Here is a 25588-nt window from a genome sequence, read left to right on the forward strand (position 1 = left end):
ATTGGGTTAACCCGCAAACTGCGGGACGTGCGCTTAAATGGGGTCATTTTTCCAATATTTCAAGGGCTCAATCAGCAAAGAGCGGCCTTTGTGATCGATTTTACCCGCGGTATTTGCTCCGCCCAGTGCAGCCGGTTCAGCACTCCGCCATCGGCCCGGACATGGGCAATCGCTTCCAGATCCGCGTCGGCGTAAGTCCAGCCCGGCTGGTTCAGCATGCCTTCGGCCAAAACACCGGTTCCAGGGAAGCCCTTGTCCGGCGGGCCGAATATGCCGCCAGTGCCGGTGTTCATGTCCACAGCTTCGGACCATTCATTGGCCCCGACGATCGAGGCCATGGCCGTCACACACTGGCTTTCCAGCGCCCGCGACATGGCGCCGATGCGCACCCGCCAGTAACCGGCCAGTGCCTCAGTACAGGAAGGGACGAGAATCACATCTGCCTCTGCCAGCGCGCGGCCCAGGAGCGGAAATTCGCTATCATAGCAGATCAGCACCCCGATTCTGCCCAGAGCGGTGTCGAATATCTTCAGCGGCCCGCCCCCCATGATGCCCCAGTCTTCGCGCTCGAACCGGGTCATGATCTGCTTGTCCTGATGGTCCCGCTTGCCCGTGGGCGCGTAGAGCTCCGCCCGGTTCACCGGCCGGTTCAGGCCGCTGTTCACCGGTGCGGAGGCGCCCAGAATATGCACGTTATGCTCCGCGGCCAGTTTCAGGTGCAGTGCGGCGGCATCTTCCATCTTCTCCGAAACCGAATGGATCGACTGCTCCAGATCACCGGCTACCGCCGCGCCATCCAGCGTCGACAGTTCCATCGCGCCGTATTCGGGGAACACCAGCAGCTCGGCGCCGTTCCCGGCAGCTTCTGCCACCCAGGCGTCCAGCTTGTCCTCATACTGCGCCCAGCTGTCCAGCCAGTCGAGCGGATAGGCGGCGGTGGCGATTTTCATGCGGTGTCTCCAGCAGTCAGCAGGCGCATCCCGGTGCGGTCATCCTGCAGGATTGCCCTGCAAAGGTGCCCGGCGCAAGGCAATGCGGTACCGGGTTTGCAGGTGGCACTGGGATGGCTGAGAAAAAACCGCAGAGGATGCGCATTTTTGCAACGGAAACAGCCGCGCCCTGCATTCCATCTTGGTACTGCGCGGCAAATTGGCCATTCTTGGGCGCGGCCAGCCATTTGATTTATTGAAAGAAGGACCACTCCTTTGGCAACGAAACTTGATGACAAGAACCTGAAAGGTGTTATTGCCGACATTCCCCAAAAGGGTTTCCGCACCAAATTCTGGCGCGAATACCGGGCCGGCGCCTGCAAGGGCAGCGGCGTGGGCAAGTATATGGATCTGCTGGAGAAACTGGGGGTGCCGCCGTCGGGCGACCCGGCCATGGCAGATCTGGACAACATGCCGGAGATCGTTCAGGCCTTCAGCATGCTGGCCAACGCGATGCTCAAGGCGCGCGGTAAATGCGGCAAGCTGCAGTCCCACAGCCGGGAACTTTGCCTGGCCTATGCCAAGCAGATCGAAAAACGCGAAGACGCGGCAGCGGAGCTGGCGCGCAATGCGGACAAGATCAAGCAAAAACAGATGGCGCAGCAGCTGAAGGCCGAGAAGGAAAACGAAGAAACCGACAAGCATCTGGCCAAGCTCAAGAAAGAACACGAGCAGAAGAACAAGCTGATTCTGAAGGAGCTGAAGGAACTTCACACCCGTGCCAGCAAGATCGAAGGCGCTTGCAAAGACATCGTTAAGGACGTGAAACAGGCCGAAAAGGACATGGAGGCCGTCCGCAAGGCTTGGAAGACCCAGTACAACAAGGAGGGTGCCAACCGCGAGGATATCGAGGGCAAGGCCGACGCTGCCTTGCGGGCGCTGATCAAGAAGCACAAGATCGCGATTCACACCAAGAACATCAAGGAAACCCTGCCCAAGATCCTGAAAGAGGCCACCAGCCTGCTGAAGCAATACGCCAAGCAGCCCGGCATCGAAAAGGAGCGGATGGCAACCGGCAAGGCGCTGGTTGCGGCGCAGAATAGCTTTAAGTCTGCTCAGGATGACGTGCGTTTCTTCCTGGCCCAGCACAAGCAGGCGTTGGACGAACTGCAAAAAGCCCGCCCCGAAGGGGTTTGAGCTTTAGACTGCAGGCGCCCCGCGCGGGCGCCTGCTTCCATTACAGGTCCCGGATCCAGAACTGCAACGGTTTGCTGGTTGCTCCGGACTGATCCACGTCCTTCCAGGAAAAATGCGCGATGGCGCCCTCCAGCGGGGCATAGCCGCGCTTGCGCCAAAACGGGTCCAGCGGCGCGTAATCCGCAGGCCGCAGCGGGTGGTCCGCCGGGCGCTGTACGCCGCAAAAGGCGGTCTTGCTGAACCCGTGCTTTCGGGCGTGCGCTTCTCGCGCGTCAAAGAAACCGTGTCCAACGCCATGCCCGCGGTACTCCGGCAGCAGCACGGATTCGGCGCAGTAGAAGACATCCTTCAGATCAATGCCGGTGCCCTCAAAGGCTGCCGCAAAGTCATCCGCATGATCCGCCAGCGGTGCGCCGGTGGAGGCGCCGACCAGGGTATCGCCATCAAAGGCGCCAACCACCACGGCACGGGCGCTATCCCGGTAGCTTTGCAGATACTCCCGCTCATAGGCCAGATCCCCGTCATAAAGATACGGCCAGGCGCGGAACACCTTTATCCTCAGGCGCGCCACATCGTCCAGCGCGGCCGCCAGTGCCGCGCCGGTCATCGCTTCGACCCGGATCGTCATCCCGCCGAAACCTGAGCGATCCAGTCCGCCAGGTTGTAATAGGTGGTGACGCGGGAAATCTTACCGTCCTTCAGCTCAAAGAACGACCCGCCCGGCAGACGGTAGGTCTGGCCCTTGGCTTCCGGCAGACCTTCGTCAGTGACCAGATAGGTGCCGTTGACGATGAACTCCGCCGCTGCTCGTGTTCCGTCGTTGCTGGAAAAGATCACCATATCGGTCAGCTCTTCCTTGTAGCAGCGGCTCATATGGGCGCAGAAATCCGCGAATTTCTCTTTGCCCACGCGGATCTTGCCCTCGTTGACGTGGTGAGCAATCTGCTCGTCCAGGCAATCCAGCATGGTGTTGGTGTCGCCGGCATTGAAGGCCGCGAAATAGCGCGCGATGGTGTCGGTCATGTTCTCTCCGTCGGTTCACCCCAGCGGTTTTTCAGGTGCTGGATGATTTGATCCCGTGTTTGACGGTAGATATCTAACTTGGCCTGACGCGTCTCGCCGAGCCCGGTAGGGTCCATTATCGGCCAATATTCGACATCAAGGTGAAAAAAACGGGTCAGTTCCAGTGCCCGGCGCTGGCTGGCGGGCGACAGTGCCACCACCAGGTCAAAAGACGACAGGTCATCGCCCCAGCGCTCCATTTCGTCAAAAGAGCGCGACCGGTGGCGCGACAGTTCCACATCCATCTCCTGGCAGACCGCGATGGAAAAGCCGTCGATCTCCATGTCGTTTTTGACCCCGGCGGATTGCACATAGGTGCCGGTGCCATAGAATTTCTTCATGATGCCCTCCGCCATCGGAGAGCGGACCGAATTGTGGTCGCAACAGAACAGAACGGACTGCGGCAGCTCCTTCACGCGTCAGCCTCCGAAGTGCAGAACGCAAATCAGGGTGAACAGGCGCCGAGCGGTGTCGGTATCGACCTCAGCCTTGCCCTCCAGCCGCTCCTGCAATACCCGGCTGCCTTCGTTGTGGATGCCGCGCCGCGCCATATCGATGGTCTCGATCTGGCTCGGCGGCATGGTCTTCACCGCGGTGAAATAGCTTTCGCAGATCTGGTAGTAGTCCTTGACCACCTGCCGGAAGGGCGAAAGCGACAGGTGGAATTCCGCGGCCCTTTCCCCCGCTTCGGTATTGATGTCGAAGACCAGGCGCTTGTCGCGGATTGCCAGCCCCAGGTGATAGGGACCTGCGGGCACATCGCGGTCTTCCCGTTGCGGCAGGGAAAAACTGTTGTCCTCGATCAGATCATAGATCGCCACCTTGCGCTCCTGCTCGATCTCGGGCGTCGGGGGCGGCAGGTTACGGTCGTCCAGTTCGATATGGCTGATGCGGCTCATGGGTCTATGTCTCTGAAATGCGCAAAGGCGTCCGGCCATGAGTATCGCACCGCCGTGCCTGGGGCAATGCAGCAGCGGACGTCAATATGGCGGCCGTTTGCGGCAGTGCTTGACACACCACGCTCCGGCGACCAGCCTGCAGCCAGCAGGAGGCCAAAAAGTTGACAGCGCTTAACCCGTTTTCCCTCAATGGCCGGCGTGCGCTGGTGACCGGTTCCACCGATGGCCTCGGCCTTGCCGCTGCCCGCTTGCTGGCAAAAGCCGGTGCCGAGGTCTGGGTCAACGGCCGCGGCACGGTTCGCGTAGAAGCCGCGCTTGCCCGGATGCCCGGCGCGGCCCGCCCGCTGGTGTTTGATGTCGCAGATGATAATGCAGCCGCTGCGGCCTTTGCGGAAATCGCGCACGAAGGCGGGCTCGACATCCTGGTCAACAATGTTGGCCAGCGCGACCGCCGCAGCCTGCCGGAGTTCACCCGCGCCGATTTGCAGTCGCTGTGGGAGGTCGACCTGGTCTCACCCTTCCGCCTGTCGCAGATGGCCGCCGCACAGATGGCGGCCAAGGGCTGGGGGCGCATCATTAATATCTCGTCGATTGCTGGCCTCATCGCGCAGTCCGGCGACGCCGCCTATACCACCGCCAAGGCCGGCATCAACGGCATGACCCGGGCGCTGGCAGCTGAGCTTGGGCCCCAGGGCATCACCGTGAACGCGATTGCTCCCGGCTTTTTCAAGACTGCCCCGAATGAGGCCGCCGCCGCGGATCCGGCCATTGCGGAGAAACTCAGGACTGCCACCGCGCTGGGCCGCTGGGGCGAGCCCGAGGAACTGGCCCCCGCGATCCTTTTCCTCGCATCACCCGCTGCGTCCTACATCACCGGGCAGGTGCTGGCCGTGGACGGCGGCTATACCGCGCATTACTGACCTGCCATCCGCTTCTTCCTGGTCTGGAAACCCACGGGGTGAATGCGCGTCAAGTGCAGAGGGGCAGCGGCCCCTCCGCCGCTTAGCCGTTCAGCGCATCCAGCCGTGCGGTGACGGACAGGCCGTGCGCTTCCAGGCTTTCACTTTTCGCCAGCACCTCTGCCGCCGGGCCAATGGCGCGCAGTGAGTCCGGGGTCATCTGGGTCAGCGTTGTCCGCTTGAGGAAATCCATCACCGACAGGCCGGAAGAAAACCGGGCAGAGCGCGCCGTAGGCAGCACATGGTTCGGGCCGCCAACGTAATCGCCAATCGCTTCGGGGGTGTACTGGCCGAGGAAAATGGCGCCTGCGTGAATGGTCTTTTTGCTCAAAGCAACAGGGTCGGCAACGCACAGCTCCAGGTGCTCCGGCGCAATGCGGTTTGACAGCGCCGCCGCCTCATCCAAATCCCGCACGGTGACCACGGCACCGAAATCGCGCCAGGAGGCACCGGCAATGGCGCGGCGCTCCAGCGTTTCCAGCCGCTTGTCCACCGCCGCGGCTACCGCGCGGCCAAAGGCTTCGTTATCGGTGATCAGGATCGATTGGGCGCTTTCGTCGTGCTCGGCCTGGCTCATCAGGTCCAGTGCGATCCAGTCCGGGTTATTGTCCTTGTCCGCGATCACCAGGATTTCCGAGGGACCTGCAATCATGTCGATGCCGACCTTGCCGAACACCCGCCGCTTGGCTGCGGCGACAAAGGCATTGCCGGGGCCGGTGATCTTGTCCACCGGCGCGATGCTTTCGGTGCCATAGGCCAGCGCAGCCACCGCCTGCGCCCCGCCGACGCGGTAAATTTCATCGACGCCTGCGATCCTGGCCGCCAGCAGCACCAGCGGGTTGATCCGCCCGGCCGGCGTCGGCACCGTGACCGCCAGCCGCTCCACACCCGCAACCTTGGCCGGGATGGCGTTCATCAGAACCGATGACGGGTAGGAGGCCAACCCGCCCGGCACATACAGCCCAGCAGCCGAAACAGCTGACCAGCGCCAGCCCAGCGATGCGCCGCTCTCGTCCGTCCACTGCGCATCCTCGGGCATCTGACGGCCGTGGTAGGCGCGGATGCGCTCTGCTGCCAGTTCCAGCGCTTCGCGCTCCTCTGCCGGGACAGTTGCAATGGCCGCGTCCACTTCGGCGTCAGAGATCCGCAGCTGAGCCGGCTCCAGTTCCAGCCGGTCGAATTTCGCCGTCAGCTCCACCAGCGCCGCATCGCCGCGGGCGCGGACGTCAGCAATGATCCCGGCCACGATAGCATCCACATCCGGGCTGTCCTCCCGCTTGGCACCCAGAAGGGCGGTAAAGGACTGTTCAAAACCGGCATCGGCGGTGTTCAGAAACTGCGGCATCTGGATCTCCTTTGCCCCCGCATAGCGGCACGGGCGCAGGGCCTCAAGATTTATACGTTAGACCGGTGCAATTGGACGCAAGTCGTAGGGGGGCCGAAAGCTTGATTGGGAGAGGGGCGCCACCTCTTTTGGCCTGGAGGCCAATTCACCGCCGAATATTTGGGGCCACAAAGAAGCGGCAGATCAGCGCAAAGCTTTCCGCATCGCGATACAAGGCGTGCCGCAGCAGCTGCCGTTACGCCTGGTCTCTTGCCAGCCGTGCTTGCTGTAGAAGTTCTGTGCCGTGCGGGTAGCGTTAAGCCGGCCCTCGGCATGGCCATCCCGAAGCAGTTCCGCCTCCAGATGGGTCAGCATCGCCGTTCCTGATCCCTGGCCGGCAGCGGCAGGGGCCACATACAGCAGGGTAATGGCGCCTCCCGGATCAACGCCGCCCACCGCAGTGGGCTCTCCGCCCCGTTCCGACAGCCAATACCGCCCCTGACCGCTGATCCAGTTGCGGATCTGTTCCGGCGTCTTGTTTGCAGTCCAGTCCGCAATCCGCGCGGCGTCGCCACCGTGATCCGCCTCGCACAGATCCCGGATCGAGGCGATCAGAACCCGGCTCATAGCAAAGACGTCAAAAACCGTGGCGCGGCGGATTTCCAGCGGCGCCGCCTGAGCGGCAAAGGCCTGGGAAATGCCGCGCTTGTTCTGCACGGCTCAGGCGCCGTGGTCCGGGGCCTGGCCGGAAGGTGCCCGGTAGGGCCGGGTGACATCGCGCAAGGACACTTCCAGCGCTTCAACCGAAAGGCGCAGCACTCCATCCCCTGCGAGAGTGAGCAGAACATGACCTGCCCCGTCTTCAGACGGTTCAAATGTGACAGACAGCAGAGACAAAATCAGATCCTTGTCCTTGCGGTCCACACCTTGCGAGGAGACGCCCAGCACATTGTCGACCACTAGCAGGGACTGCACCCGCTCATAGGCACGGCCCCGGCGCTCGGCGGCGTCGCGGTCCTCCCAGCGGAACCGGTTCAGCAGCAGCGCAAATCGGCGCTCAGCTGCGCGCCAGCTCATTTCACTTGCCGGAAACACCGCGTCCTGCAGCAATGAAGACAGGACCTTGAGGTCCTCTTCCTCCAGCGCGCCCAGGTTCAGCGGCGCCTCGCGGCCGTCCTCAAAGCCAGCGTCGGTCATGACTCCTCCTTGATCCGCTCGATTTTGGCGCCGACACCGGACAGTTTGCGCACCACATGCTCATACCCGCGGTCCAAGTGGTAGACCCGGCTAACCTTGGTTTCGCCTTCTGCCGCCATCCCGGCCAGGATCAGCGAGACAGAGGCGCGCAGGTCGGTGGCCATCACCGGGGCGCCCTTCAGCTTCTCGACGCCTGTCACTGTTGCGTGGCCGCCGTGGACCTCGATCTCCGCCCCCATGCGCACCAGTTCCGGCGCGTGCATGAATCGGTTTTCAAAGATTTTCTCTTCCAGCACCGAAGTGCCCTCAGCCGTGCACATCAGCGCCATCATCTGCGCCTGCAGGTCGGTCGGGAAACCCGGGAAGGGTTCGGTGACTACATCCACCGCCCGGATCCGGCCGTTCTTGCGGCTGACGGTCAGGCTGTTCGTGCCCTGGGTGATCTCGACGCCGACGGCCTCCAGCTTGTCGCAGAAGCTTTCCAGCAGGCTGCGGCGTCCGCCCAGCAATTCCACCTCGCCGCCGCAGATCGCGGGCGCCAGCATATAGGTGCCCAGTTCGATCCGGTCGGTCACCACCTGATGCGTCGCGCCATGCAGGCGGTCGACACCCTGAATGGTGATCTCAGACGATCCGTCTCCCTCGATCTGCGCGCCCATCTTGCGCAGGCAATCGGCCAGGTCGACAATCTCCGGCTCGCGCGCAGCGTTTTTGATGACGGTGGTGCCTTTCGCCAGCGTCGCCGCCATCATGATGTTTTCGGTTGCGCCGACAGAGGCAAAACTCAGCTCCACGACGGCACCTTTCAGGCCCTTGGGCGCCTTGGCATGCAAGTAGCCGTCCTTCAACTCGATTTCTGCCCCCAGCGCTTCAAGTCCGTGGATATGCAGATCCATCGGGCGGGCACCGATGGCGCAACCACCGGGCAACGACACCACCGCCTGGCCGAGCCGTGCCAGCATCGGGCCCAGCACCAGGTTCGATGCGCGCATCTTGCGCACGATATCATAGTCGGCGACGTGGCTGGTCAGGTCATGACTTGACATCGCCAGCACCTGGCCGTCCTGCAGACTGGAAACCTCGGCCCCCAAAGACTGCAGCAGCATCGTCATCGTCTTGATGTCGCTCAGCCGCGGCGCGTTGGTCAGTGTCAACGGATCTTCGCTCAGCAATGTCGCCGGCATCAAGGTGAGACAGGCGTTCTTGGCGCCGGCAATCGGGATCTGCCCGTTCAGCGGGCCATTGCCCGTAACCAGAATCGAATCCATCTGAGGTTATTCTCCGCTCTTGCCCGTGTTCTGGTCCTGCTTATCCGCCCGCGCCTTGGCCTGTGCCTTGCGCCGGGCCATGTTTGCCTTGAGCGCCGCTTTCAGCCGGTCATCGCGCGATGCTGCGGAACCGTCGTTTTTAGGTGATTTCTTCTCTGCCATAAGACTTCTGTAACTTAGTGCGAAAAAACCGTCCAGAATGCTCTTGCACCCCTCTGCGTTTATGCCTAAAAGCCCCCTCACCGGCGCTGCTGTAGCTCAGAGGTAGAGCACTCCCTTGGTAAGGGAGAGGTCGAGAGTTCAATTCTCTCCAGCAGCACCATGTATCCCACTGATTTTGATGATAGACCTTGTTTTCAAGGGGTTGCGCCTGCCGTACTGTTACATAAAGGTGCTACACATTGCGTGTTAGAGCTATGCCGAATTTAAAGCAGAGAAACACTGCCTATTAGATCAGGGGTGCGTCCCGTCTGACGTGGACGGCAAAGCCAGTGACACGCTGGATCAGGCTCCCTCCGGTGATTCGACTGTCTTCATCACGGTCACCACACACGCGGCCTTTTCGCGTAATACACCGTCCCGGAAAGTTTGCACGCGGACCTATACGGCGCGAGGAGAAAGCTTCTCTTCGTAGAGGGGAAATCCACAAGCTCAGATCAGCCTTTGCACTCCCTCTTGCGCCCCGAGACTTCCGCCCGGGTGCGTGAGACATGTGCATAAGTCATTCTGCGCTGTTGATGGGTTGCGGAACTGTGAAGAAACTCACCATGCATCGGCTTTTGGGAGATCACGTCCGGCAAGCCGGTGTAATTTCGCAGATGGCTTGAGGTCAGCTTCCCAATCTCACGGCCCCAGAAGTGAGCGCCGCCACAGGCTTCCATCGCGACGGCACAGGGCTGCAACGACCTGAAGAAAGCCAGCACCCGATCCCTCCGCAATTTCTTGCGCAGAACAGGCTGCCCCGCTCCATCTGCCCCGTGGACCTGAAACACATTCTTAGCCAGATCGAGCCCGGCCGTGATAATCTCCGACATGACCGCTCTCCCTTATGGATCGTTGCAGACCCACCTTGGCACATTGATGCCGTCGGGGGCGGTCACATCATCAAAACCGATGCGCCGCTGACTTTTGTCCGCGGCATGGAGTAAGGAATTTCGGCCAATCCGGCGTCTGCGGTCAATCTGAAACCGCGGTTTCACGCATAGCGGGAGAAAACGACCATTGACTGGATGCCGGTTTATGATCTGGATGATAGCCTCGTCCGCGATCAGTCACGTTCCTTGCCTGGCCGCATTTCCCGGAGGGGCGCTGCAAGTTTCGCCAGAAGGTAATCGGCCACGAGGGAGACATGCGCTTCGCTCATAGCCGACCGGTGGACCGAGATCACCACATCAGGCAGTGAAGGGAAGCCCTCCCTGCCGTCTATGATCTTGAGGCCGGCGGGAATAGTTGACGCTTCCATAACCGAAACACCGGAGTTTTCGAGTATTGCTTTCTCCATCAAGCCGATACTTCTGGTCGAGTAGGCCACATGCCAAGTACGGTCGATCCGCCGCAATGCGTCCAAGGCAATATCGCGGCAGACACATCCCGCTGGAAACAGGACCAACGACAGCGGTGCCGCCGGGTCGTCCAAGTAATCGGGTGCAGCAACCCAGTGAAGCGGTTCGTATCGCGCGATCTCGCCTGCGACCGCTGCCGCAGGGTGGGTCGCCACGACGACATCAAGAGCCCCTTTGCCGATCCCCGGCAGCAAGTCACTGGCGTTGTCGCATGTGACTTCCAGTTGCAGCCGGGGGTAGTCCTTGCTGATCGCCGAAAGGATCGGCGGCAACAGAAAGGTTGCATAGTCGTCCGGTGCACCGATCCGGACCAGCCCGGCCGCCTCAGGCCGTTGAATGTGAGAGAGGGCGGCGTCATTGGCAGCGAGAATACGGTTGGCGTAAACCAGTAAGATTTCGCCGGTGTGTGTGACTGCGACAGACTGCCGGCTCCGGTTGAACAGGCGCTTTCCGACGATCTCTTCAAGCCGTTTGATCTGAAGGCTTACTGCCGACTGGGTTCGGCCAATCGCGCTTGCTGCCTGCGTGAAGTTGAGGTGAGCAGCCACGGCTATAAAGGACCGGAGAAGGTCGATTTCGAGATCGCGTTTCATATGCCTATAACAAGACATACTCATCACGCTTAGCAACAATATTCGTTTCGGCAATCATGCGAGAGGCCTCTATCCTGACCTCGGAGGTAATCAGTATGTTAGGAATTCTTGCTCGAAGCATGTTCGTTGCAGCGCGCATGCGACCCTCGGTAACGCGCCAACAACGACGGAACCCGCGCTTGGCGCCAATCACGGAAATCAATGAAGAGGCCGACGAACTGCGAAAGAACCACAGGCCTATGCCATTAACCTCGCAACAGCAAAAATTTGATTCTTTTGCCCGCCTTCACCAAGCACCTGGTGCGTTTCTGATGCCGAACACCTGGGATGCCGGGACCGCTCGCATTCTGGAAGGGCTAGGCTTTTCAGCGCTGGCCACGACAAGTGCGGGGCTGGCTTTCTCGCTGGGATTGCGGGATTCCAGCGGCAGCCTATCGCGCCGGCAGGTTTTGGAAAACGCCCGTTCGATTGTCGAAGCCACATCTCTTCCTGTCTCCGCGGACTTGGAGGATGGGTTTGGCGCATCTCCAGAGGACGTGGCTCAAACTATACGTGAAGCCGGAAATGCCGGTTTATGCGGTGGCGCCATCGAAGATTCTACAGGCGATCCAAGCAATCCGATAATCGAATTCGAACTTGCCGTCGATCGGATACGAGCGGCCGCTGAGGCCAAACCATCAAAGCAATTCCTGATCACCGCACGGGCGGAAAACTTCATCTGCGGACGCCCTGATCTCTGCGACACGATCCGGCGCCTGAAAGCCTTTGAACGGGCTGGTGCTGATGTGGTCTATGCACCGGGGCTTCCAGACCTCAAATGTGTGCGCGCGGTCTGCGCCGCAGTTACTGTACCCGTCAACGTGGTCGTAGGACTTTCCGCGACGAGCTACTCGGTAGCCGATCTCTCAAAAGCTGGCGTACGACGCATCAGCACCGGTGGCTCACTTGCGCGCGCAGCGCTTGGTGAGATGATCCGGGCCGCGACAGAGCTGAAAATGCACGGAACCTACCGCTACGCTGACAAAGCGATTTCGGATACTGCCGCCGCCAATCAAATGAGAATAATTCAGCGGGCGACAGAATGATGCCGGATAAACGTGATTTTCCAAACTGGATCTGCCCCGGCTACGTGCCGCCACCGGTGCTTCGCTGGGGACAGGATGCATTGATATTCACTGCGTTGCATGAGTCACAGTTCGGAAAACGGAGCGGTGGCATGAGCGAGCTTTGTTTGGCTTACCGGCGAGAAGATGGCCAAGCCCGCCCCTTTTTTCACAAAGTGACGCGGCAAGGCTCGGGTCGATGACAAACAGGTGATAAGCGGAATTACATTCATCAATCGCAAGACGCCGTTTAAATACGACCAGCGCCGGTGCAAGCGGCCAAACCGCATCGAGATCACGTTTGGCAGGCTCGAACATTGGAGGCGCGTGGCCACCCGCTTTGACGGCTGTCCCAAGGTCTTCCTTTCAATCACCTCCCTCGCAGCAACCGTCATCCATTGATTATGACTCCTGTCCCTAATCATCAGGCTACTGGTGACCACGAAGTATGCTGCCGAAGTTCTCGCGCCTGATTGCATTTTACGGATGGGGCGGAGATTGGCTGCAGGTCATCAGGCAGGGCGGCAGACGGCGCCTCACCCCGCCTTGGTCAGCGACAGGAACACATCCTCCAAATCCGCTTCCTCGGTCTTCACGTCGCGGATCGAAATCCCGGCGGCGTGAACCGCGGCCAGTACGTCTTCGGCGCTGGTTGCCTGGCTGCGGTAGCGCAGCGCGACGGCGCCGTCCGCGCGCAGTTCGGCCTCAATGCCTTCGCCCTGCGGCAGAGCCGCCGCCGGCACCGCGGGCTGCACCACCATAGTCTTGGCATCGAGCCGGCCCAAAAGGCTGGCCTTGGTATCCCGCGCCACTACCTCGCCCTGGTTGATGATAGCGATCTCGTCGCACATCTCCTCGGCCTCCTCCAGATAGTGGGTGGTGAGGATGATGGTCATGCCCTGTGCGTTCAATTTTCGGATGTTCTCCCACAGCATCTGGCGCAGCTCAATATCGACGCCGGCGGTGGGTTCGTCCAGCACCAGCACCGAGGGGCGGTGGACCAGCGCTTTGCCCAAAAGCAGCCGCCGCCGCATGCCGCCGGAGAGAGTGCGGGCATAGGCCTCCGCCTTGTCCGTGAGCCCGATCATCCGCAGGATCTCGTCGCTGTGGCGCTCGTGCTTGGGCACGCCGTAAAGCCCCGCCTGCACCTCCAGCGCGCCGCGCGGGGTGAAGAACGGGTCGAGGTTCAGCTCCTGCGGCATCACCCCGATGGCGGCGCGGCTCTGGCGCGGGTTTTCGTCCTGGTCAAACCCCCAGATCGAAACCTTGCCGGAGGTCTTGCGCACGAGACCTGCCAGAATGTTGATCAGGGTGGACTTGCCCGCACCGTTCGGCCCCAGCAGGCCGAAGACAGAGCCGCGCGGCACGGAGAGGTCAACGCCCTTCAGCGCGTGTTTTTCCGGCTGGCCTTTGCCGCCCCTGTAGATTTTGCGCAAAGCTTCAATACGGATTGCATCGCATGTCATCGCCGCTCTTGCCCCCGGTTTTTCCTTGGCTCATAAAAGCGCCTAGCCGAAAACCGAAAGGACCGCCAGCCATGAGCACCGAAGCGCCGGAAACCAAGATTGTGAACAACCGCAAGGTTGCGTGCGACGGCAGCGAAGGCGCGTTGGGGCATCCGCGGGTCTATCTGCAGATCCCAGAGGCCGAAGGTTTTGTGGAATGCCCCTATTGCGACTGCAAATTTATCTATGAGGACTCGGCCAAGGCGGCGCAGTGATCCGGGCCGCGCGAGGCAGAGGGGCCGGCGTCACGACTCTGGAAAACTCGAATTTTCCGGCCACGTTTCTTTGAAGGCATTTGCTGGCCTCCGGTAGTGTCCGAAGTAGGAAGAAATGGCGGGCAGCGGATATGGCACAGCTCCTGATCGTCTATCACAGCCGCACCGGCGGCAGCCGGCAGATGGCTGAGGCCGCGCAGGCCGCAGCGTGCAGCGAAACCGAAACCGTCCTGAAACAGGCCAAGGACGCCGGGCCGGAGGATCTCGTGGCCGCAAGCGGCTATCTGTTCTGCGCACCGGAGAACCTGGCGGCGCTGTCTGGCGAGATGAAGGACTTCTTTGACCGCTGTTATTACCCGGTGCTGGGAAAGATCCAGGGGCGGCCCTACGCGCAGATGGTCTGCGCCGGGTCGGACGGGGAAAACGCCGCGCGGCAATGCGCCCGTATTGCCACCGGCTGGCGCCTGAAAGAGGTGCAGAAGCCGCTGATCATCTGCACCCATGCGCAGACGCCCGAGGCCATTATGGCGGAGAAGGTGATCCCGGAGGATCAGCTGGAGACCTGCCGCGAGCTGGGGCTGGCCTTGGGGGCGGGACTGGCGATGGGAGTGTTCTGATCGGCAGTGCCGCCTGAACCCTGGCGTAATGCCCCGGCCCACAAATCACTAATAGTCACAACAGAACAGCACTGCATTTCTGCCGCAGTTCAAGCCTTTACAAACCCCTTGCAAACGGGTTTGAACTGCTTTGGACCGCATCCCGCTGCCGGATACCGCCTGGCTGCCGGGTCATTTTCCAGCCCACCCGCGCCCGCAGGAGAGAATATGGCATTTGCAGTGGAAGTTGTCGCGTTGTCGGGCCAGGAGCCCGTGGCCAAAGGCCGGGTCCGAAGCGTTTTTGCGTTTCCCGGCCACCCGGACTTGCTGATCAAGGTCGCCACGCTTCAGAACCCCAAGCATGACTATTCGCTGGGCAAGCGGCTGGCCAGGTATCTGTTTCCGGATACCACCCACCGCAACACCCTGAAAGAGATCGAATGCGAGCTGATGGCAGCGCTGAAGCTCGGCAAGGATATCGCGGGATCTCCGCTGGCCAGGTGCCTGGGGGTAGTGCAGACGGACCGCGGGCCTGGTGTTGTCGTCGAACGCATTGCCGCTCAGGACGGCAACCTGGCCCCGCATTTGCAGCAGGTCTCCAAGACCGGCGGGATGAATGATGCGGTGCTGCAGGATCTGAATGTCTTTGCAAAGAAACTGTTCGGCCTGCAGATCGTTGCCCGCGACATTCACAACCGCAATATCGTCTATGGCCACCGCGGAGGCGTTCCGGCGTTTTTCCTGATCGATGGCTACGGTGAAAGAAACGTGGTGCCGCTTCGTTCGATGTCCCGTGCCCTGAACGACCGGTCCCTGCACAAGCAGCTGAACCTCATCGCCCAGAAGACCCGGCTGATTTGGCACAAGGACCGGTGCGCCTTCAGTCAGCGCTGATCCAGTGCGGTGCGCGGCGGCGATGTCAAAGCCGGACTGCATGACTGCCAGGCGCGCCTTAGGCTGCTGACTGGGGTGGTGCATTCCGCGCTCTTGCCAGCCGCCCTAAACTCCAATTGCCCTTCCTGCCCGGATCACCGATAACCGGGAAACAGAACACGAACGGATTTCCAACGGGAGCGCGGCGCACATGAGCGGGACACACTTCGGCAAGGGCTGCCATCTGCATCTGATCGACGGTTCGGCCTTCATTTTCCGCGCCTATCACGCGCTGCCACCGCTGACCCGCAAATCCGACGGGCTGCCGATCGGCGCGGTGGCTGGGTTCTGCAACATGCTGTTCAAGCAGGTGGAGGACAACAAAGGTGCGGATGCGCCGACCCATGTGGCGGTGATATTCGACTATTCCGGCAAATCGTTCCGCAACGAGATGTACGATCTGTACAAAGCCAACCGCCCGCCGGCACCGGAGGATCTGGTGCCGCAATTCCCGCTGACCCGCGAAGCCACCAAGGCGTTCAACATCGCCTGCAAGGAAGTCGAAGGCTTTGAGGCCGACGACATCATCGCAACGCTGGCGCACCAGGCGCGGGATGCGGGCGGGCGGGTGACCATCATCTCGTCGGACAAGGACCTGATGCAGCTGGTCGGCGGCGGCGTCGAGATGCTGGATGCGATGAAGAACAAGCGCATCGACAGCGACGGCGTGGTGGAGAAATTCGGCGTCGGCCCCGACCGGGTGGTCGATGTGCAGGCGCTGGCGGGCGACTCGGTTGACAACGTGCCGGGCGCGCCGGGGATCGGGATCAAGACCGCCGCACTGCTGATCAATGAATTCGGCGATCTGGAGAGCCTCTTGGACCGGGCCGAGGAGATCAAGCAGCCCAAGCGCCGCCAGACCCTGATCGAGAAGCGCGAGCAGATCGAGCTGTCGAAGAAGCTGGTGCAGCTCGATTGCAACATGGAGCTGGACTTCACCCTGGACGATCTGGAGGTGAAGGAGCCGGATGCGGCGGTGTTGCTGGAGTTCCTGAGCAGCATGGAATTCCGCACCCTGACCAAGCGGCTGGCGGACCAGCTGGGCATGGAGGCGCCGGCCATTCCGGAAGCGCCCGCCGCTGCTGCGTCCGCAGCGGCGGAAGCGCCGAAAGCGGTGCCGTTTGACAAGGAAAAATACGAATGCGTCCGCGACGCCGCGGCGCTGCAGGTCTGGGTTGACCGCATCCGCCAGCGCGGCTGGGTGGCGGTGGATACCGAGACCACCGGCCTGGATGAGATGGTGGTGGATCTGGTCGGCATCTCGCTGTGCGTCGAGGCGGGCGAGGCCTGCTACATCCCGCTGGCGCACAAGGCCGGGGGCGATGATCTGTTTGGCAGCGAAGGGCTGTCCGAAGGGCAGATGCCGCTGGAGGAAGCAGTCGCGATGCTCAAGGACGCTCTGGAAGACCCGGCGATCATAAAGATCGGCCAGAACATGAAATACGACGCCAAGATTTTCCACCGCTACGGGGTCGATGTGGCACCCATCGACGACACCATGCTGATGTCTTATGCGCTGCATGCGGGGATGCACGGGCATGGTATGGATGCGCTATCGGAACGGTATCTGGATCACACGCCGATCCCGATCAAGCCGCTCTTGGGCTCCGGCAAATCGGCGATCACCTTTGACCGGGTGCCGATTGACGATGCGGTGCCTTATGCTGCTGAGGACGCCGACATCACCCTGCGCCTGTGGCAGCTGTTCAAGCCGCAGTTGCATCAGGAGCGGGTCACGACGGTCTATGAGACACTGGAACGGCCACTGGTGCCGGTGCTGGCGGATATGGAGCGCAACGGCATCAAGGTGGACCGCGATACGCTCAGCCGGATGTCCAATGCCTTTGCCCAGAAGATGGCGGCGCTGGAGGCGGAGATTCACGAGCTGGCAGGCGAGACATTCAACGTCGGCTCGCCTGCGCAGCTGGGCGAGATCCTGTTCGACAAGATGGGGCTGGAAGGCGGCAAGCGCGGCAAAACCGGCAAGTACTCCACCGGCGCCGATATCCTGGAGGATCTGGCGACCGAACACGACCTGCCCAGGCGGGTGCTTGACTGGCGGCAGCTATCGAAGCTGAAATCGACCTACACCGACGCGCTGCAGGACCACATCAACCCCGACACGGGCCGGGTGCATACGTCTTATGCCCAGACCGGGGCCAGCACCGGCCGCATGGCCTCGACCGATCCGAACCTGCAGAACATTCCGGTGCGCACCGAGGAAGGCCGCCGCATCCGCGAGGCCTTTGTCGCGGAAGAGGGCAACGTGCTGCTGTCGCTCGATTACAGCCAGATCGAGCTGCGTATTCTGGCGCATATGGCTGGGATTGATGCGCTGAAACAGGCCTTTGCGGAAGGTGTCGATATTCACGCGATGACCGCGTCCGAGATGTTTGAGGTGCCGCTGGAAGAGATGACCCCGGAAATCCGCCGTCAGGCCAAGGCGATCAACTTTGGTGTGATCTACGGCATTTCGGGCTTTGGCCTGGCGCGCAACCTGCGCATTCCGCGCAAGGACGCGCAAGGTTTTATCGACCGTTATTTCGAACGCTTCCCGGGCATCCGAAAGTATATGGATTCCACGGTGGAGTTCGCCAAGGAGCATGGCTATGTGCAGACCCTGTTCGGCCGTAAGATCCACACGGCGGAGATTAATGCCAAGGGGCCGAAGGCCGGCTTTGCCAAACGCGCGGCGATCAATGCGCCGATCCAGGGCACAGCCGCCGACGTGATCCGCCGCGCGATGATCCGGATGCCGGACGCCATTACCCATCTGCCCGCCCGGATGCTGCTGCAAGTGCACGACGAACTGCTGTTCGAAGTGCCGGAAGCGGCGGTGGAGGACACCATCGCAGCTGCCCGCCATGTAATGGAGACCGCCGCCGATCCGGCGGTGCATCTGGACGTGAAACTAGTGGTGGACGCAGGCCGCGGCCAGAACTGGGCCGAGGCGCATTGACACAACCCTGACGCAAGTGAATAGATAAGATACCATCAGCCGATGATAGCAAAAAATAAACTTATTGGGACACACACGGTGAAAAAAGTACTTCTGACAACTGCCCTGTTAGGGTTAGCGGCTTGTTCATTTCCTCCAAACCCGATTGTTTCGGAGTTCAACGGCGACAGTGTTACGATTGTAACATCTCAATTTACTCCTAGGGACCAGGCACTTGCAGCCTCACTTCAAGAAGCAAATCGAATTTGCCAAAAAGGTCATAAGAAACGCGCAGAACATGTTTCTGTTCGCGGCAACCCAAATACTTATGAAAACAGTGACCTGTTTCTCTGCCTAAACTGACGGACCCTCCCCTCGCCGGGTCAAGGAAGGCGTCAGCCTCCGCGCCCTTCTCGCGGGTTGTCCTTGACGCGGCTCGGAACAGAAGAAAATTGGCAGCCCCCCTCAAGGGCAGACCTGCCCTTAGGGGCTTCTCAGCAAAATCCCTTCGCGCCGCGCCAGCGGCGCCACGCCCAACGGCTGCTGCTGCATCTTTGATGCAGATTGCGGCGGGCGGGAGAGCACCCCTGCCCCGTTCTATCTTGCCTCAGCCTCCGGACGGCTGTTTGACCAGTTTCGCCACCAGCCTGCGCACCATCGGTGCGGCTGTGAAGGCGACGGCAAAGGCAATTGGCCAGCTCAAGCTCCACGCCTGCATCCAGGCACCGCCGAAGCCCGTGCCAAAGCCCAGCGCCTTCCAGGTCGCAACGCCGGTGACGATGAAGGACATCAGCCCCGACAGGATCAGGCTGAACAGAATAGGGGCAAATCGGGCGGGCAGCATGGGTGGTATCCTCACAGGTGTCGCAACTGCCTTATGCAGGCCGCGCATTCACATTTCAATTCACGAATGTGAAGGCGGCCTGCGGCGGCTCAGCCCATCCAGCCCAGGCTGTCCTCGGTGCGCCGGGTAGAGGGTGTGTATTCGGCGCTGACCCAGCCGCTGTAACCGCTGGCGTCAATCGCTTCGAACAACTGCTGAAAATCCACCGGCCCGGTGCCCGGCTCGCAGCGGCCAGGCGCGGCGCCGATCTGCACATGCACGGCACGGGAGCCGAAGGTCTCCCACACCGTGAGCGCGTCGCCGTGGATCATTTGCGCGTGGTAGGCGTCATACTGCAGGCCGACGTTGGGCCGGTCCACCGCGTCCAGAACCTCTACCGCGAGGGTGTAATCATCAAGGAAATAGCCCGGCTGGTCGCCGCTGTTCAGCGGTTCGATAGTGAATTGCTGGTCCGGCGCGCGGTCGGCGGCCCATTGCAGGTTCTCGACAAAGGTCTGCTGCGCCGCATCGCCCTTGGCATAGCCCGCCATCACATGGATCTTGCCGGCCTTCAGCGCCTCGGCATAGCGCAGCACCCGGCGGATGTCGCGCTGGAAACGGTCGGTGCCATCCGGCACTGCTGCATAGCCGGGCATGCCGCCGGTGTAATTCGGGGGCGGCGCATTGATCAGCAGCAGCTGCAGCCCATTGGCCATCAGCGCGCGCTGGGTTTCCTTGGCGGCGAGTTCGTAAGGATAGAGGATCTCCACCGCCTCGAACCCCGCCGCGGCGGCGGCCTGGAACCGGTCGAGATAGGGCAGCTCAGCAAACAGCAGCGAGATATTGGCCGCGAAGCGGGGCATAGGATTCTCCTTGTTGACTGATGGTCTAGCGCCGCGCGGCGGGGCAGCCAAGGCGTCAAAAGTGCAGAATTTTCCTATTAAACTTTCGTTAACCGCATACCGGCCCGTTTCTGCCGCCTGTCCGCAAACTCCAGCTGCCCGCGAGAAGGCAAAGAGAGCAGAACCTGTCCCGGCAGGGTGGAAAGCGAAACGCCTGCCGTCGCGCTGGAAGCACGCCTCCGGCGCGACGGGGCCGGGACGCGCGCTGCCCAGCCTATCGGCCAGGCAATAACTTTACAGGGCGTCCTGCATCTATTCTGCGTCCAGCTCTGCCGAGGGGATCAGCGGGAAGAATTTGCCGCCGGACCAGACGCCGAACCAGCCATCATGATGCTCGCCCAGTTCCACCAGCCGGTAAAAGCTCTTGCGGTCGATCAGCGCCTCCAGTCCGGCGCGGATCATGACATAGGGAGATGGCTCGCCAGTTTCCGCATCGCGTTCTGCCCGGATCATATGATCCGGTCCGGCTGCGGCAAAGTCTTCGACATTGGTTGTGAATGTGATCACCTGATCGCGCCCCTGCCCGGCCACGTCGAAGTCCACCGCCACAAAAGGCGCGTCCTCGACGGTGATGCCGACCTTTTCGACCGGGGTGACAAGGTAGTATTTGCCGTCCTCCAACTTGAGGATGGAGGCAAACAGCTTGACCAGTTCGAACCGGGTGAAAGGCGTGCCGAGGTAATGCCAGCTGCCGTCGCGGGCGATGCGGATGTCCAGGTCTCCGCAGAACGGCGGATTCCACAGGTGGACGGGCGGCAATCCCTTGCCCTTTCTGGCCGCTTTGGCCGCCGCGGCGATGCCGTCAGCATCGGGGGTCACAGGTTTTTGTCCGCTCATTGCTTTTGCCATTTCCTGTCAGCACGATAGAGTAACAGCATACATCCGGGAAACGAGGAATGTCATGCCTGAAACGGACGATCTGCTGGCCGGCATCGAAGCGCTGGAAACCAAGCTGCAAGAGGCGCGTGCGTCGATCACCAAACGCTTTATCGGGCAGGAGCGGGTGGTGGACCTTACCCTGTCGGTCCTGCTGTGCGGCGGCCATGGGCTGCTGATCGGCCTGCCAGGGCTGGGCAAGACCCGGCTGGTGGAAACCCTCAGCACGGTAATGGGGCTGGATGGCAACCGCATTCAGTTCACGCCCGATTTGATGCCGGCAGATATTCTGGGCTCCGAAGTTCTGGACACCGCTGCGGACGGCCACCGGTCGTTCCGGTTCGTGCCGGGGCCGGTGTTCTGCCAGCTCTTGATGGCGGATGAGATCAACCGTGCCAGCCCCAGGACCCAGTCGGCGCTCTTGCAGGCGATGCAGGAGCGGGTGGTGACGGTGGCGGGCGAGGACCGCAGTCTGGGCGCGCCGTTCCATGTGCTGGCGACCCAGAACCCGATTGAGCAGGAGGGCACCTATCCGCTGCCGGAGGCGCAGCTGGACCGGTTCCTGCTGCAGATCGACGTGAATTACCCGGACCGCGCGACCGAGCGGGACATCTTGCTGGCCACCACCGGGGTGAAGGAAGACGAGGCCTATCAGGTGTTTGCCGCCAGCGAGCTGATCGCAGCCCAGACCCTGTTGCGGCGGATGCCGGTAGGGGAATCAGTCGTCGAGATGATCCTGGACTTGGTACGCGCCTTCCGCCCCGACGAACCCGGCGTCTCTGACCACGTGGCGCAGACCGTGGCCTGGGGGCCGGGTCCGCGGGCGGCGCAGGCACTGATGCTGGCGGTCAGGGCGCGGGCGCTTCTGCAGGGGCGGCTGGCGCCCAATGCAGAAGACGTGCTGGACATGGCGAAACCGGTCCTCAGCCACCGGATGCAGTTGAACTTTGCCGCCCGGGCGCGCGGTGAGAGCCTGGCAGCGCTGATCGAGGAAACCGCAGGCAAGCTGGCCCGGACCGGGGCCGCCGCGTGACGAGGCCTGCGGCCTCTGACGCTGCAACCGGATTGCGGCACCGGGCGGAGGCGGAGGCCAGCGCCCTGCTGCCGCTCCTGGTGCAGGCACGGCATCTGGCGGGGTCTGTCCTGATGGGCGAGCATGGCCGCCGCCGGGCTGGAACGGGCGATGATTTCTGGCAGTACCGCCCGGCGCAGGCCGGCGACAGCCGTAGGATGATCGACCACCGCCGGTCCGCCATGGGCGATGTGCAATATGTCCGCGAGCGCGAATGGCAGATTGCCCAGACCGTGCATCTGTGGGTCGATACCGGCGCCTCGATGCGCTTTGCCTCCACGCCCAAGCTGCCGCAGAAGGCAGAGCGCGCGCGGCTCTTGGGCCTCGCCGCCGCAGTGCTGATGGTGCAGGGCGGCGAGCGCGTGGGCCTGACGGGCGGCACCCTGCCGCCGCGGCGGGGCAATGTTCAGATCCTGCGGCTGGCAGAGGCGCTGATGGATGACGACGCGGAGGATTACGCCCCGCCCGGCCACCGGGCGCTGATCCCGCATGCGCGGGCCTTGTTCATCTCGGATTTCCTGGGGCCGTATGAGCCGGTGGAACAGGCCCTGTCCAAGGCCGCCGCGCGCGGCGTCCGCGGCGTGTTGTTGCAGGTGCTGGACCCGGCGGAGGAGGCCTTTCCCTTCTCGGGCCGCACGCTGTTTCAGAGCATCGCGGGCGGTGTCACACATGAAACACTGAAGGCCTCTGCCCTGCAGGAGCGCTATCTGGACCGGCTGGCGGAACGGCGGGACGCGCTGGAGCGGCTGTGCCGCAAGGCCGGCTGGCGGTTCGGGCAGCACCACACGGGCGACGCGGCGCAGGCGGCGCTGATGTGGCTTTACCATGCACTGGAGCGGACCGCGCCATGACCATGATTGCAGGCATCGGCTTTACCGCGCCCTGGCTGTTGCTGGGCTTGCTGGCCCTGCCGGTGCTGTGGCTGCTGCTGCGCGCCATTCCGCCCGCGCCGAAACGCCAGCCGTTCCCGGCGGTGACGCTGCTGCTGGGCTTGAAAGATGACGAGAGCCTGTCGGACCGTACCCCGTGGTGGCTGCTCCTGCTGCGGATCTTGGCGGTGGGGGTGGCAATCATCGGGCTGGCGGGACCAGTGCTGAACCCCTCGATCGAGGATGCCGGCGGCAGCGGACCGCTCCTGGTTGTGATGGATGCCAGCTGGGCCGGTGCGGCGGAGTGGAAACAGACCAGCGCCCAGGCTGAAGTACAGCTGGACGAGGCCGGACGGGCAGAGCGCCCGGTGGCGGTGCTGCGCCTGAGCGCGCCGGAACCCTTGCAGTTCCGCGCCGCCAGCGACTGGCGGCGGCAACTAGCCGGGCTGGCGCCCCTGCCCTGGCAGCCCGGACCAGAGCAATTGCAGCAGGCAATGGAGGCGGTTGACAGCGCCGAGGGTGAGTTTGACACCGTCTGGTTCAGCGACGGACTGGAATACCCGGGCCGCGAGGGTCTGATAGAGGCGCTAAGCCGCCGCGGCAACATTGAGGTATTCGAACAGCCCCTTCCGGTACTGGGGCTTATGCCCGCCAGCTATACCGGCGGTACGATTGAGCTCACGGTGCAGCGCAGCCGCGCAGGGCCTGCGCAAGAGGTCTCCGTGGTGGCGCAGGGCAAGGACCCGGGCGGCACCGAGCGCAGCCTGGCAGCGCTGCCGGTGCGGTTTGCGGATGGCGCCCGCAGTGCCTCTGCCGGGCTGTCGCTGCCGGCAGAGTTGCGCGCACGGCTGTCGCGGTTTGAAATCAGCGGCGTGAAATCGGCGGGCGCGGTGGCGCTGACGGACGACAGTCTGCGCCGCCGCGAGGTGGCGCTGGTCTCCTCCGAAAGCGCGGATGAAGGTCTCGCACTCTTGTCGCCGCTGCATTACCTGCGCCAGGCGCTGGCGCCCTCGGCTGAGCTTCTGGAAGGCGCGCTGCGGGACCTGCTGCCGGCCAATCCGGATGTAATCGTGCTGGCCGATGTGGCGCGGCTGGCACCGGCGCAGGAAGAAGCGGTGATCGAATGGGTGGAAAACGGCGGCTTGCTGTTGCGTTTTGCTGGGCCGCGGCTGGCCGCCAGCGATACCGCGCGCGCAGGCGAGGAGCCGCTGATGCCGGTGCGCCTGCGCATTGGAGGCCGCAGTATCGGCGGCGCCATGAGCTGGGGCGAGCCGAAGACGCTGGCGCCTTTTGACGAGGACTCGCCCTTCAACGGGCTGGAGGTGCCCGGCGAGGTCTCGATCAGCTCGCAGGTGGTGGCGCAGCCGGACCCGGAGCTGGCGCAGCGGGTGATTGCAGAACTGGCCGACGGCACGCCACTGGTGACGCGCAAGACGCTGGGCCAAGGCCAGGTGGTGCTGTTTCACGTGACCGCCAACGCGGAGTGGAGCAGCCTGCCGCTATCGGGCCTGTTCGTGTCGATGCTGGAACGGCTGGCGGTGTCGTCCTCTGCCGCGCAGCCCAAGGCGGAGGATCTGGAGGGCACCACCTGGACGCCGGTCGAGGTGCTGGACGGTTTTGGCGATCTGGAGGCGGCGGAGACGCTGCCCGGTGTGGCAGGCCCGGATCTGGTGGCGGCGCCCGCGGGGCCGGAGCTGCGGCCCGGCGTCTATGACGGCGGGCGGCGGATGCTGGCGCGCAACGTGCTGCGCCCGGAGGATGAGCTGCTGGCGGCGCGCTGGCCGGCCACGGTGGAGGTAAGCGGTTATGGCGCGCCGCAGGAGCTGCCCCTGGGCGGCGCACTCCTGACGCTGGCGCTGATGCTGCTGGCGCTGGATGTGCTGGGCACGTTACTGGTTTCCGGCCTGGTGGGCCGTGCCCGCACCGCGGTATTGGCGGCGGGGCTGGGGCTGGCAGCGCTGGCCATGCCGCAAGACTTGCGGGCGCAGGAGACGCAGGCGCAGGTGGGGCTTAGGGCGGCGGAACTGGCCTCGGAACTGGTGCTGGCGCATGTGCTGACGGGAGACGCACAGGTGGACCGCATTGCCGCCGCGGGCCTGCGCGGGCTGTCGGACACGCTGTTCTTCCGTACCTCGGTGGAGCCGGCCAATCCGGCGGGCGTCGATTTGGAGCGGGATGAGCTGGCGTTCTATCCGCTGCTGTACTGGCCCATCACCCGCGAACAGCCGCTGCCCTCATCCGAGGCTTACGGCAAGCTCAACACCTACCTGCGGGCGGGCGGCATGATCCTGTTTGACACCCGCGACGCGGATCTGGCGGCCTCGGGCGCGACCAGCCCGGCGGCGCGGCGGCTGCAGCAAATTGCGCTGCCCCTGGACATTCCGCCGCTGGAGGTGGTGCCGCAGGACCATGTGCTGACCCGCGCCTTCTATCTGCTGCAGGCCTTTCCCGGCCGCCACAGCCGCGGCCCGCTCTGGGTCGAGGCGGCGCCGCCGGACGCGGAACAGACCGAGGGTATCCCCTTCCGCAATCTGAACGACGGGGTGACGCCGGTGGTGATCGGCGGCAACGACTGGGCGGCGGCCTGGGCGGTGGATGAGAACGGCCGGCCCTTGCTGCCGGTCGGGCGCGGTTATGCCGGCGAGCGGCAGCGGGAGCTGGCGTTCCGGTTCGGCGTCAACCTGGTGATGCATGTGCTGACCGGCAATTACAAATCCGACCAGGTGCATGTGCCGGCCTTGCTGGACCGGCTGGGGCAATGAGGGC

The 25588-nt window shown here is 62.8% G+C and carries 27 protein-coding genes, 1 tRNA gene and 2 pseudogenes; 13 read left to right on the forward strand and 17 right to left on the reverse strand.

Annotated features, from left to right (window positions below):
• Positions 1–71: 71 nt before the first annotated feature.
• Entirely contained in the window at positions 72–950 is an 879-nt protein-coding gene (locus AC5STB_RS05000; protein ID WP_495441878.1) for a carbon-nitrogen hydrolase family protein, read from the reverse strand.
• A 255-nt stretch (positions 951–1205) separates the two neighbouring features.
• Between AC5STB_RS05000 and AC5STB_RS05005 the strand changes: the two genes are divergently transcribed.
• Entirely contained in the window at positions 1206–2126 is a 921-nt protein-coding gene (locus AC5STB_RS05005) for a hypothetical protein (protein ID WP_495441879.1), read from the forward strand.
• A 40-nt stretch (positions 2127–2166) separates the two neighbouring features.
• Here AC5STB_RS05005 and AC5STB_RS05010 read toward each other — a convergent pair whose 3' ends face one another.
• Genes AC5STB_RS05010 through AC5STB_RS05025 form a run of 4 tightly spaced genes read right to left on the reverse strand, consistent with a single transcriptional unit; the run spans position 2167 to position 4087 of the window.
• Positions 2167–2754 carry a GNAT family N-acetyltransferase gene (locus tag AC5STB_RS05010; RefSeq protein ID WP_495441880.1) on the reverse strand — a complete coding sequence of 196 codons (588 nt, stop codon included), beginning with the start codon at positions 2752–2754 and terminating at the stop codon, positions 2167–2169.
• Positions 2751–3149, reverse strand: coding sequence for a ketosteroid isomerase-related protein (locus tag AC5STB_RS05015; RefSeq protein WP_495441881.1), 399 nt, complete (start codon positions 3147–3149; stop codon positions 2751–2753). The genes AC5STB_RS05010 and AC5STB_RS05015 overlap by 4 nt, the downstream gene beginning before the upstream one ends.
• Positions 3146–3604 (reverse strand): arsenate-mycothiol transferase ArsC, encoded by a 459-nt coding sequence (locus AC5STB_RS05020; protein WP_495441882.1) that lies wholly within the window; start codon positions 3602–3604, stop codon positions 3146–3148. The genes AC5STB_RS05015 and AC5STB_RS05020 overlap by 4 nt, the downstream gene beginning before the upstream one ends.
• A 3-nt stretch (positions 3605–3607) precedes the next feature.
• Positions 3608–4087 carry a UPF0262 family protein gene (locus tag AC5STB_RS05025; protein WP_495441883.1) on the reverse strand — a complete coding sequence of 160 codons (480 nt, stop codon included), beginning with the start codon at positions 4085–4087 and terminating at the stop codon, positions 3608–3610.
• 161 nt (positions 4088–4248) lie between these two features.
• On the opposite strand from AC5STB_RS05025, the gene AC5STB_RS05030 reads away from it, so the two are divergent.
• Entirely contained in the window at positions 4249–5007 is a 759-nt protein-coding gene (locus AC5STB_RS05030; protein ID WP_495441884.1) for an SDR family oxidoreductase, read from the forward strand.
• An 82-nt stretch (positions 5008–5089) separates the two neighbouring features.
• Here AC5STB_RS05030 and hisD read toward each other — a convergent pair whose 3' ends face one another.
• The 5 genes from hisD to AC5STB_RS05055 all read right to left on the reverse strand — a co-directional run bounded on the left by hisD (position 5090) and on the right by AC5STB_RS05055 (position 8997).
• On the reverse strand, positions 5090–6391 hold the full coding sequence (gene hisD / locus AC5STB_RS05035) for a histidinol dehydrogenase (RefSeq protein WP_495441885.1): 1302 nt from the start codon (positions 6389–6391) through the stop codon (positions 5090–5092).
• 183 nt (positions 6392–6574) lie between these two features.
• A complete protein-coding gene (locus tag AC5STB_RS05040; RefSeq protein ID WP_495441886.1) occupies positions 6575–7087 on the reverse strand; it encodes a GNAT family N-acetyltransferase in 513 nt (170 codons plus the stop codon).
• A 3-nt stretch (positions 7088–7090) separates the two neighbouring features.
• On the reverse strand, positions 7091–7567 hold the full coding sequence (locus AC5STB_RS05045; protein WP_495441887.1) for a DUF2948 family protein: 477 nt from the start codon (positions 7565–7567) through the stop codon (positions 7091–7093).
• Complete coding sequence (murA, locus tag AC5STB_RS05050) at positions 7564–8835, reverse strand: UDP-N-acetylglucosamine 1-carboxyvinyltransferase (RefSeq protein WP_495441888.1); 1272 nt, start codon at positions 8833–8835, stop codon at positions 7564–7566. Before murA ends, AC5STB_RS05045 begins: the two co-directional genes overlap by 4 nt.
• A 6-nt stretch (positions 8836–8841) precedes the next feature.
• Positions 8842–8997: a hypothetical protein gene (locus tag AC5STB_RS05055; RefSeq protein WP_495441889.1), complete on the reverse strand. Its 156-nt coding sequence runs from the start codon at positions 8995–8997 to the stop codon at positions 8842–8844.
• Positions 8998–9082: 85 nt separating this feature from the next.
• Between AC5STB_RS05055 and AC5STB_RS05060 the strand changes: the two genes are divergently transcribed.
• Positions 9083–9157 (forward strand) — tRNA-Thr (locus AC5STB_RS05060).
• A gap of 508 nt (positions 9158–9665) precedes the next feature.
• Here AC5STB_RS05060 and AC5STB_RS05065 read toward each other — a convergent pair.
• Together AC5STB_RS05065 and AC5STB_RS05070 are read right to left on the reverse strand one after the other, a co-directional pair.
• A pseudogene (locus AC5STB_RS05065) lies at positions 9666–9869 on the reverse strand (IS110 family transposase); the annotation flags it as partial.
• A 233-nt stretch (positions 9870–10102) separates the two neighbouring features.
• Entirely contained in the window at positions 10103–10990 is an 888-nt protein-coding gene (locus AC5STB_RS05070; protein WP_495441890.1) for a LysR substrate-binding domain-containing protein, read from the reverse strand.
• Positions 10991–11169: 179 nt separating this feature from the next.
• Here AC5STB_RS05070 and AC5STB_RS05075 point away from each other — a divergent pair, with 179 nt between their 5' ends.
• Complete coding sequence (locus AC5STB_RS05075; RefSeq protein WP_495441891.1) at positions 11170–12075, forward strand: isocitrate lyase/PEP mutase family protein; 906 nt, start codon at positions 11170–11172, stop codon at positions 12073–12075.
• An 87-nt stretch (positions 12076–12162) separates the two neighbouring features.
• Here the strand turns inward: AC5STB_RS05075 and AC5STB_RS05080 are convergent, their stop codons facing one another.
• Positions 12163–12411: a PHD finger domain-containing protein gene (locus tag AC5STB_RS05080; RefSeq protein WP_495444638.1), complete on the reverse strand. Its 249-nt coding sequence runs from the start codon at positions 12409–12411 to the stop codon at positions 12163–12165.
• On the opposite strand from AC5STB_RS05080, the pseudogene AC5STB_RS05085 reads away from it, so the two are divergent.
• Positions 12328–12495, forward strand: a pseudogene (locus AC5STB_RS05085) (IS5/IS1182 family transposase); the annotation flags it as partial. The gene AC5STB_RS05080 and the pseudogene AC5STB_RS05085 overlap by 84 nt on opposite strands.
• Positions 12496–12629: 134 nt before the next feature.
• Here the strand turns inward: AC5STB_RS05085 and AC5STB_RS05090 are convergent.
• Positions 12630–13559 (reverse strand): ABC transporter ATP-binding protein, encoded by a 930-nt coding sequence (locus tag AC5STB_RS05090; protein ID WP_495441892.1) that lies wholly within the window; start codon positions 13557–13559, stop codon positions 12630–12632.
• Positions 13560–13630: 71 nt separating this feature from the next.
• Between AC5STB_RS05090 and AC5STB_RS05095 the strand changes: the two genes are divergently transcribed.
• The 5 genes from AC5STB_RS05095 (at position 13631) to AC5STB_RS05115 (ending at position 18643) form a co-directional block, all read left to right on the forward strand.
• Positions 13631–13813 carry a zinc-finger domain-containing protein gene (locus AC5STB_RS05095; RefSeq protein WP_495441894.1) on the forward strand — a complete coding sequence of 61 codons (183 nt, stop codon included), beginning with the start codon at positions 13631–13633 and terminating at the stop codon, positions 13811–13813.
• A gap of 131 nt (positions 13814–13944) precedes the next feature.
• Positions 13945–14430: an NAD(P)H-dependent oxidoreductase gene (locus AC5STB_RS05100; protein WP_495441895.1), complete on the forward strand. Its 486-nt coding sequence runs from the start codon at positions 13945–13947 to the stop codon at positions 14428–14430.
• Between the two features lie 207 nt (positions 14431–14637).
• On the forward strand, positions 14638–15303 hold the full coding sequence (locus tag AC5STB_RS05105) for a YrbL family protein (protein WP_495441897.1): 666 nt from the start codon (positions 14638–14640) through the stop codon (positions 15301–15303).
• A 190-nt stretch (positions 15304–15493) separates the two neighbouring features.
• Positions 15494–18301 carry a DNA polymerase I gene (gene polA / locus AC5STB_RS05110; protein ID WP_495441898.1) on the forward strand — a complete coding sequence of 936 codons (2808 nt, stop codon included), beginning with the start codon at positions 15494–15496 and terminating at the stop codon, positions 18299–18301.
• 78 nt (positions 18302–18379) lie between these two features.
• The gene (locus AC5STB_RS05115; protein ID WP_495441900.1) at positions 18380–18643 is read left to right on the forward strand and encodes a hypothetical protein; all 264 of its coding nucleotides are present in this window, start codon (positions 18380–18382) and stop codon (positions 18641–18643) included.
• Between the two features lie 244 nt (positions 18644–18887).
• On the opposite strand, the gene AC5STB_RS05120 is transcribed toward AC5STB_RS05115, so the two are convergent.
• From AC5STB_RS05120 to AC5STB_RS05130, 3 genes are all read right to left on the reverse strand, one after another.
• Positions 18888–19124, reverse strand: coding sequence for a DUF2798 domain-containing protein (locus AC5STB_RS05120; RefSeq protein WP_495441901.1), 237 nt, complete (start codon positions 19122–19124; stop codon positions 18888–18890).
• A gap of 89 nt (positions 19125–19213) precedes the next feature.
• Entirely contained in the window at positions 19214–19966 is a 753-nt protein-coding gene (locus tag AC5STB_RS05125; protein WP_495441902.1) for a hydroxypyruvate isomerase family protein, read from the reverse strand.
• A gap of 291 nt (positions 19967–20257) precedes the next feature.
• Positions 20258–20842 (reverse strand): DUF1285 domain-containing protein, encoded by a 585-nt coding sequence (locus AC5STB_RS05130; RefSeq protein WP_495441903.1) that lies wholly within the window; start codon positions 20840–20842, stop codon positions 20258–20260.
• A gap of 64 nt (positions 20843–20906) precedes the next feature.
• Here AC5STB_RS05130 and AC5STB_RS05135 point away from each other — a divergent pair, with 64 nt between their 5' ends.
• The 3 genes from AC5STB_RS05135 to AC5STB_RS05145 are packed head-to-tail and all read left to right on the forward strand — an operon-like array spanning position 20907 to position 25584.
• Complete coding sequence (locus tag AC5STB_RS05135; protein ID WP_495441904.1) at positions 20907–21914, forward strand: AAA family ATPase; 1008 nt, start codon at positions 20907–20909, stop codon at positions 21912–21914.
• Complete coding sequence (locus AC5STB_RS05140; RefSeq protein ID WP_495441905.1) at positions 21911–22804, forward strand: DUF58 domain-containing protein; 894 nt, start codon at positions 21911–21913, stop codon at positions 22802–22804. Before AC5STB_RS05135 ends, AC5STB_RS05140 begins: the two co-directional genes overlap by 4 nt.
• The gene (locus AC5STB_RS05145) at positions 22801–25584 is read left to right on the forward strand and encodes a DUF4159 domain-containing protein (protein WP_495441906.1); all 2784 of its coding nucleotides are present in this window, start codon (positions 22801–22803) and stop codon (positions 25582–25584) included. Before AC5STB_RS05140 ends, AC5STB_RS05145 begins: the two co-directional genes overlap by 4 nt.
• The last annotated feature ends 4 nt before the right edge of the window (positions 25585–25588 follow it).

It is taken from the genome of Leisingera sp. CC-HEC093 (assembly GCF_059429195.1).